Origin of the sequence: Nocardia carnea (assembly GCF_029869215.1) — a bacterium.
Lineage (GTDB): Bacteria > Actinomycetota > Actinomycetes > Mycobacteriales > Mycobacteriaceae > Nocardia > Nocardia carnea_B.
This window is the reverse complement of sequence record NZ_JARWPM010000216.1, coordinates 1-8210: the sequence shown is the minus strand read 5'-3', so window position 1 is coordinate 8210 and position 8210 is coordinate 1. Positions and strand designations below refer to the sequence as shown.

At 68.6% G+C, this 8210-nt stretch carries 9 protein-coding genes; all 9 read left to right on the top strand.

Features of this window, described 5'->3' with window-relative positions; translation table 11 throughout:
* Positions 1-350 precede the first annotated feature (350 nt).
* Positions 351-2000 carry a cutinase family protein gene (locus QH276_RS15350; protein ID WP_280400446.1) on the top strand — a complete coding sequence of 550 codons (1650 nt, stop codon included), beginning with the start codon at positions 351-353 and terminating at the stop codon, positions 1998-2000.
* A 57-nt stretch (positions 2001-2057) separates the two neighbouring features.
* Positions 2058-2972, top strand: a complete 915-nt coding sequence (locus tag QH276_RS15345) for a hypothetical protein (RefSeq protein ID WP_280400447.1) — start codon at positions 2058-2060, stop codon at positions 2970-2972.
* 13 nt (positions 2973-2985) lie between these two features.
* Complete coding sequence (locus tag QH276_RS15340) at positions 2986-3855, top strand: MinD/ParA family ATP-binding protein (protein ID WP_280400448.1); 870 nt, start codon at positions 2986-2988, stop codon at positions 3853-3855.
* A 196-nt stretch (positions 3856-4051) separates the two neighbouring features.
* Complete coding sequence (locus QH276_RS15335) at positions 4052-4717, top strand: hypothetical protein (protein WP_280400449.1); 666 nt, start codon at positions 4052-4054, stop codon at positions 4715-4717.
* A gap of 93 nt (positions 4718-4810) precedes the next feature.
* Positions 4811-5110 (top strand): hypothetical protein, encoded by a 300-nt coding sequence (locus tag QH276_RS15330; protein ID WP_195054491.1) that lies wholly within the window; start codon positions 4811-4813, stop codon positions 5108-5110.
* A gap of 7 nt (positions 5111-5117) precedes the next feature.
* On the top strand, positions 5118-5387 hold the full coding sequence (locus tag QH276_RS15325; RefSeq protein WP_280400461.1) for a hypothetical protein: 270 nt from the start codon (positions 5118-5120) through the stop codon (positions 5385-5387).
* Positions 5388-5418: 31 nt separating this feature from the next.
* Complete coding sequence (locus QH276_RS15320; protein WP_280400450.1) at positions 5419-6060, top strand: hypothetical protein; 642 nt, start codon at positions 5419-5421, stop codon at positions 6058-6060.
* Entirely contained in the window at positions 6057-6863 is an 807-nt protein-coding gene (locus tag QH276_RS15315) for a hypothetical protein (protein WP_280400451.1), read from the top strand. Before QH276_RS15320 ends, QH276_RS15315 begins: the two co-directional genes overlap by 4 nt.
* A 5-nt stretch (positions 6864-6868) precedes the next feature.
* Positions 6869-8210: hypothetical protein (locus tag QH276_RS15310; RefSeq protein ID WP_280406777.1), on the top strand; the 1342-nt coding region annotated here is incomplete at its 3' end.

The following is an 8210-nucleotide window of genomic DNA, read 5'->3' as shown; positions in this document are numbered from 1 at the left end:
ATCAATGTCGCGCCCATGGTTGATGGTTTCTTTCTGGTCTCGGGGGTCACTGCGCCGGCCGCCCTCTACCCCCGGCGGGGGCGGGGGCTGCCTAACCGGGGGCCGCGCCGTACTGGTTCGGCGGGCGTTTCGGGGACTTGGCATGCCGTGCGGTGTTGCCGGAAATATGTAACATTCGGGTGGCAACGCGCCGCGGCGCGTATTGGCCGCCCTGGCGGGTCGCGTAAACTCTTCGCCGCTTCAGCGGTCATAGCCGGAATCTGTTACCGTTTACTGCGTTTCGTCGCGCTCGGTAACTGCGGTAAGAGTGATTGCGGGTCGCTATGGCTGGATGCAGAAGTTTCTCGGGGATGCTGATCGCACTCACCGTCGCTGTGGCGACCGTGGCGGCAGGCTCGCTCACCGCTCCCGCATACGCCCAGCCGCCGAATCCGGCGCGCCCGGCCACCGAACTGCCGGTCAGTAGCTGCCCGGCGCTGTACGCCCTGGGTATCCAGGGCACCGGCGAATCCTCGCCGGACGCCGCCCCCACCACCGATACCGGCATGCTTTCCACGGTGTTCCGGCCGCTGCTGGCCGCGGCACCCGAAGAGGAACTCGTCCAGCGCGCCTACGTGCCGTACGAGTCCAGTTTCGGTGGTATCGACGGCGGTAGCGCCACCCCGTACTCGGATTCGGTGAGCGGCGGCCTGATCCGATTGCGGACCATGGCGGTTTCGGTCGCCCAGCGGTGTCCCGACACCCGGTTCGCGATCGTCGGGTATTCCCAGGGCGCCCATGTGGCTTCGGTATTCGCCCAGGAGGTGGGCCAGGGCCAAGGGCCGCTGCCCGACGACAAGATCGCCGCCGTGGCCCTGATCGGCGACCCCACCAGAACACCGGGCGCCCCGCTGTTTCCCGGCGCCCCGGGTAAGGCGAACCCAGATCCGGCCCCCGGCACCGACGGTGCGCAGACCGCGCAGATCGCCGCGCTGCCACAGGCACCCGCCACCGGTGGCGGTATCGCACCGAACCGGGACACCCCGGAGGATTTCGGCACCCTGACCGGACGCGTGGCCAGCTTCTGCGCGGCCGGTGATCTCGCCTGTGACGCGCCCGAGGGCGCGCCGATCCTGAAGGCGGTGGCCAGTATCGTCGGGCAGGCGAAGTTGAGCGGTGGCGATCCGATCGCCTCGCTCACCTCCGTGGCCCAGGCACTCGCGTTCACCTCGATCAAAACCGCGACCAAGGTGGTCAACGAGGACATCTCGGGCACCTCGCTGGCCAACCTGAACATCTCGCCGAAGAAGTCGATCTCCGAGCGGCTGGCCGATGCCGCCGATCCGCGTACGCCGTTGGATATTCCGGGGGCGATGCGGGCCTTGCTCAAGGTCGGCATGATCGGCTTGAACGCGGTCGTCACGGTCGTACGGACGGTACTGAACCCCACCGCGATCGCCGAACTCGCGACAGCGGGTCTGGCCAATCCGCCCGCGGCGCTGCTCATGCTGGGCGTCAAACTGCTGGGCGCGATTCCGCAGCTCATCCCGCCGACCACCGGGATCCGCCTGGTGAGCCAGGCGTTCAACGCGGTGATCGACAATATCCAGGACAATCACGCGCTGCTCGACACCACCACCTGGGTGCGGTACTGGGACACCATCCAGCGGCATCAGGCCTATGGCAACGCGGCGATTTCGGCCACCGGAGAAGCGCCGACGAAGTTCATCGCCGACTGGTTCGCCGCCGCCGCGCGGGATCTCGCGAACGCCCACGGCAGCGGTAGCGAACCGGTTTCCGAGCGGACAGCGCCGCCGATCGCCACCGCCCCCGGCGCCGGTACGCCACCGGTGGGGGGATTCTCCGGGCCCGAAACCGGCGCGTCGCCTGCGCCCGCTCCCTCCGGTACGGGACAATTCCCATTCGGGACAGGACCCGGCGATGTCTCGCAAGGCGAGCCGTCTGCGGGCCTTCCCGCGGCACCCCCGACAACCGAAAACGACTCGTTCTCCGTGAACTGATCGCCGAGAGGGATCGATGATGCGACATCACGTGCCCGGCGCCACGGGAATGGGGGAATGTTGAAGTCCTACAAAAAGCTCGACCGATGGTACGGCCCGCTCGAACCCGAAGGGGAGGGCGGCGCCGCGGACAGCCGGGTCCGGATGTCCGAGCCGGAGTTCGCCGCGGACACCGGCGATACCGGTCCCGCCAGATATCCCGACTACATCGCCCAGGCCGGTAGCGCATCCGCCGCGCCCGATCCCGCGCCCGCCGAACTGGCGGGCCGGCGCACCGAATTCACCGGCGGCTGGTCCGATTGGGTGGACGAACCGGCCGGCGACCGCGCGGGCGACCTGTTGCGCCTACCGCGTTCCGGCGACGACGAGTATCCCGAACCCGTGCGCATCGGCCGGGGCCCCGGCCGACTGCGCGATGCCGCCGATTCCGGCAATGCCCGCCGCCGGCGCACCGTCGGTGTGCTGATCGCCGTGGTCGTCGTCCTCGCGATCGCCACCGCTGTGGTGGTGTATCTGCTGACCCCGGGCGCCCCGCGCGCCGCGGGCCCCGACGACGGAGCCGGACTGCGCTTCACCTCCGGTAGCGCCCAGACCGGACCCGCCGCCCGCTGCCCGGACGAACGGACCGGCTCGGTGGTCCGCGGGGCCGGCGCCGGCGGAACGGATTCCGGACCGGCGGCGATTCTGCGTTTCCAGTACGCCTACTACGTACACCGTTCCGGTGCCGTGGCCCATGAGGTGGTCGCACCCGGCGCCGCGGTATCCCCCGCCGAGGTGATCCAGGCGGGAATCGACAGCGTGGCACCCGGTACCGGGCACTGTGTACGCATCGTGGCCGTGGCCGACGGGCGGTATTCCGTCGAGGTCACCGAGTACCGGCCCGGTGGTGCGCCGGCTACCTACAGCAGGCAGACGGTCACCACCGCGGTGATCGACGGCCGCACCCTCATTACGGGTATTACGGCCGGATAGAGGAGAGTGCAGGATGGGAGAGGATTGGAGCCGCTGGCTCGACACCGCACCGGATTCGGTGGATGCGGACGAGGCCGACGGGAGCGGGAAGGCGCCGGTCGTGCGGTTGCGCGGTGAGGGCCGCCGCCGCGGGCCCGGCGCGGCCCGGCCGATCCTGGTGGTCGGCGGCTGCGGCGGCGCCGGAACCACCACCACCGCACTGGGCCTTGCCGGTGAGCTCGGGCTCGCGGGTACGGCGACGGTGGCCGTGGACGCCACCCCGGCCGGCGGTGATCTCGCCCTGCGCGGCGCCGACGAGCATCTGCATCCGATCAGCCTGCAGCAATGGTTGTACGGCCGGGGCGACGACGAACCGGCACCGCTGAAGGACTGTATGTCGCGGGCCACCTCGGGAATCGGCTTGCTGTGGCGCGATGCCGCACCGCTGCGGCGGCGGGCCAGCTACCTCACTGTGGCGCGTGCGGTCGACCAGGCCGGATACATCGGTGTTTTCGACGGCGGCAGTCCGATCGCCGGCCGGCAGCTGCGGCCGCTGCTCGACGACGCGGATGTGGCGCTGGTGCTGGCCATTCCGGCACGTACCGATGCCGCCAACCGGCTGCGGGTCACCCTCGAATGGCTGGACGACGAATACGGCGACCAGTCCGAACCGATGGGCGGCGGTATCGTCGGCGACACCACGATCGTGATCTCGCATCAGCAGCCGGGCGTCGATTCGCGGGTCGCCGACCATTTGCGCGAACATCTCTCGGGCTGGGTCCGCGATATCGTCGAGGTGCCCTACGACCCGCATCTGGCCCGCGGTGAACTGGTCCGCCATATCGACCTGGCCGATCGGACCCGCCGGACCTACGAGCAGTTGCTCGCGGGGGTGGCCGCGTGATGCGAGACCCGCGCCGCCGCACCGGCCTCCGCCGATCGCATGCCACCACCCGTGGGGAGGTATCACGCGATACCCCTGCCGCCACGGTTTCCGCTGATCCCCGGCGGCACCGCCGGGAGTTGGCGTCGTGGTGCGACACCTCCGCATTCGCCGTGGTCTCCGCTGATCGCGGGCAACATCGTCGGGAGGAGGCATCATGGCAGTTGCTATGAATCTTCCTCGCCGTCCCGAACGTCACACCACCGCCGGAGTGGTCCCCCCGCCGGAATCGCGCCGCGCCGCGATCTGGGATCGGCCGGTGCCGGGTGCCGGGCGCGCACCGCTGATCTGGCTGCTGGGCGTCCACGGCGGCGCCGGTGCCAGTTCGCTCGCCCATGTGCTGGCGCCCGCGGCGGATTGCGGGCGGCGCTGGCCGGGTGTCTACGAGCGCGAATCGCCGTTCGTGGTGCTGGTGGCCCGGGAAACCATTGCGGGGCTGACCCATGCCCATGATCTGTTGCGCCAGCATCATGCCGGGCTGGCCGGGCCGAGCCAGGTACTGGGCCTGATCACCGTGGCGGCGCGCCCGGGCCGGATGGCACCGGAGATCCGCCGGTACCGCGATGTCGTCGCTTCGCTCGCCGGACAGGTGTGGCAGGTGCCGTGGTACGAGGAGTGGACGCTGGTCGAACCGGAGAAGTTGCCGGTGTGGACGCCCGGCGTGGCGGTGACCGCCCAGCGCCGGCGCCGCATCGACCCGTTGGACGAAGTACCGCTCGATATCCGGGAACTCGGCGCGGAGATTGTCGCGGCCGCCCGCGCCGCCCTGGAAGAATCGGAGGCCGCCCCCGCGCGGGGCCGATCGAGATTCGTGGAGGAGTGATGCCGTGATCGCCGTCGAGCACGTTCCCTGTTCCGTGCTCCCCGTGTCAGCGCGGACCCAATGTTGCACCTCAACTATCGAGAAAGGCACCCGATGAGCACCGTACTTCTCGCGGTTCACCAGGTTTACGACACCGCCGTTCTGGCGCAGATCGGCAATCCGACTCCGGAGGCACCGCCCGGTTCGGACAAAATCCTGCAGTTGGTCCGCTATCTCACCTGGTTCGTGCTGCTGTCGGGTATCTGCGGCATCATCTACGCGGGCGGCAAGTTCGCCTGGGAGAAGTGGACCGGTGGCGGTCTGGAATCCCCGAAGATGGTGGCGGGGGCGATGATCGGTGGTGTGGTGGCCACCAGCGCGGGCACCATCATGAACGCCGTCATCGGAACGTAAGGCTGTGATGGAATTGGTCGGGGCGGCCGAACTGCTGGCGTACAAGCAGATGCCGGCCGAGGTATTGGAACCGTTGATGCAGCTGCTGAACTGGCTGCTGTGGTTCGTTCTCATGGGGTGTCTGGCGTGGTTGATCGTCTCGGCGGGCAAATTGTGGCTCACCTTCAAGGGCGATCTGGCGATGAACGACGCCTCGCACGGAGTGCTCATGAGCCTGCTCGGCGCCGCCGTCGCCAGCACCGCCTCCGGTATCGCCCTGGCGTTCCTGCCCGGATGAGCCCGGGCGTGGCGAGGGGAACGACCTGCGGATGAAATCGACCCATACACCGGCCGTTCGCCGGCCCGGTGCGCTGCGGGCTGCCGGGCTGCTGTCGGTGGCGCTGCTGACCGGGACCGTGGGCTGCGGTGACGGTGACGCGGCGGCGCCGCCGGATCTGTCCGCACCGCCGACGAATGTGCGCTGGCAACCTTTCCAAGGGGTACCGTTACCGCATACCGATCAAGGTCCCGCAGCGGAAACCGACGGTGCGGCAACGGGTTTCGAGCACACGCCGACGGGTGCCGGGGTTGCGGCGATGGTGCACGCCGTGCGACTGTCGGTGGCCGATGACAGACAATGGTCGAATATCGCTGCCCGGGAAGTGGTTCCGGGACCGGCAAAGGACGAATGGGCGGTGAACCGGGTGCAGGTGTCCATCAGCGGACCGGCGGATCCGGTGTATGCGCCGCGCCTGCTCGGATACCGGATCACCGAGTACACCGAGCAGCGTGCTCTGGTGGATGTGTACAGCGAGTACTCGGACAGTTCGAAGGCGGTCAACCATACGACGGTGGAGTGGTTCGCCCACGACTGGCGGTTACGCCTGCCCGATCCCGAATCGACCGCCCGGCCGATCGAGCCGGTCGTCGAATTACCGAGTGAGACAGTGAAAGTGGAGGCACCGACATGAGCGGGAAGGAGACCTACCAGCGTGACCGCGTCTCCTTCGGCGTCGTGGCGTCCGCGGCAGTGCTGGCGCTGATCGTGGTCGTGGGCGTGGTCATGTGGACCGGGCGGGAGGACGAACCTGCGGCGGGTCCGGCACCCGCGCCGGCCGTCGGCGAAGGTTTCGCCGACCCGGAGCTGGATGTGTTCAATCGCCGGATCGATATCCCGAACAATCCCGCCGGCCAGGTGCTGCCGCAGGATCCGTCGCCGCAGCGCAACCCCGGCGATCCGGACTGGCTGACGGCGGCGCCGGCGGGTACCACCGAACCCCGCGGCTGGCAGCGGGTGTACGGCGCGTCGGTACCGTTCTCCACCTCCGACGGTCCGCAGCGGATCGAGGACGGCCTGGCGGTGGGGTATTCGCATACCCCGCAGGGCGCCGCGCTGGCGGCGGCCCAGATCACCTATCGGCTCAACGCCCGTCCCGCCCATCGCGACCTCTACGTGCGGCAGGTGCGGGTATCGGCGCAGCAGATCGCGGCCTACGACCAAGCGCTGGAAGCGGAACGGTTGCCCGAGCAGCAACCCGAATCGGTCACCCGCTATCTGGTGGCCTCCGATGCGTTCAAGATCGACGACTATGCCGACGATATGGCGATAGTGCGGCTGGCGCTGCGCGCTCCGGCGCTGGACGGGAAACCGGTGTGGGTGACCATGCGATTGATCATGGTGTGGGACGCGGGTGATTGGCGGTTGAAGCCGACCACCTCGCCGAATACACAGACCGAGTATGTCGAATCGCTGGAGGGTTGGACTCGATGGTGATTCCGATGTTGGGACGGAAAGTGGAAGCTCAGGTAGTGCGCGAAGACAACGAGCCCGACCGCCGGACCCCGGCCCCCACGACCTCGCTGCGCGTATCGCTGGCCAGACGGTTCCTGACGATCTTCGCGGTGATCTTCACCGTGATGGTCGCGACGCCGACCGTCGCCTACGGCCAGACCTACGGCTTCGACGAGACCTGCAACGAAATCCACGACGCCCTCGACGATCTCGGTATTCCGGGTATCTCGCTCGGCGATGCCGCCGCGGCGGTGTGCAAGGCGGGTAACGCGGCCGCCCATCCCGGCGAGGCGGCCACAGCGGTCAAGGACAAGGCGTGGGATTCCACCTTCGGCAAGGTGGTGGATTCACTGATGAACGGCCTGGGGGAGGCCATCATCCTGGCGCTGACCTTCTGGATGAAGGTGCCGAACGAGGTCACCAGCGATTCGGGCGCGCTGTTCACCAAGATCAACGACTACACCTATCAGGTCCAGATACTGCTGCTCATCGCCTCGATCATCATCACCGGACTACGGCTGGCCGAGGCCAGACGCGGGGCCGCCATGGACGAGGCGGCCGAATCGTTCCGGATGTTCACCAGAGTGGTGTTCAGTTCGTGGATGCTCGGCGCCGTGATCGTCGCCGGTACCCAGGCCTCCGACCGATTCGCCGAATGGATCATCCAGGACTCCACCGACGGCAATGCCCGGAACATGGCCGAGCTGATGGTGAAAACCAGTAAGCTGCAGGCCTTCTCACCCGGCTTGGTGCTCATCATCGCGATCGTCGGCCTGCTGGGCGCGCTCGCGCAGATCGTGCTCGCCATCGTGCGGCAGGGGCTGCTGGTGATCGCGGCCGGGGTGCTGCCGCTGGCGGCCGCGGCGTCGGGAATGAATACGGGCAAACAGTCGTATCAGAAGCTGGTCGGCTGGATCATCGCCTTCATGCTGTGGAAACCGGTGGCCGCCATCGTGTACATGATCGCGTTCACCACCGCCGGTCATGTCGACGAGATGACTCCGGCCGGTGGTCTGCCCGATGTGGAAGAGGCCCAGCGCATGCTGGTCGCGATCGTGCTGCTGTGCAGTGTCGCGTTCGTGCTGCCCGCACTGATGCGGCTGGTCACGCCCGCCGTGGCGATCGTCGGCAGCGGCGGCTCCGGTCTGACCGCCACCGGCGGCACGCTGCTCGCGGCCGCGGGCCTGGGTGCCATGGGAACCAAGGCGGTGGGCGCGAAGGGCGCGGCCGCGCCGGGCCGCGCGGGATACGTCGGCGGCGCGGCGGGCCCGGGGGGCCCCCCCCCGGGGGGGGCGGGGGGGGGGGGGGGGGGGGGTATAAAAAAAACCA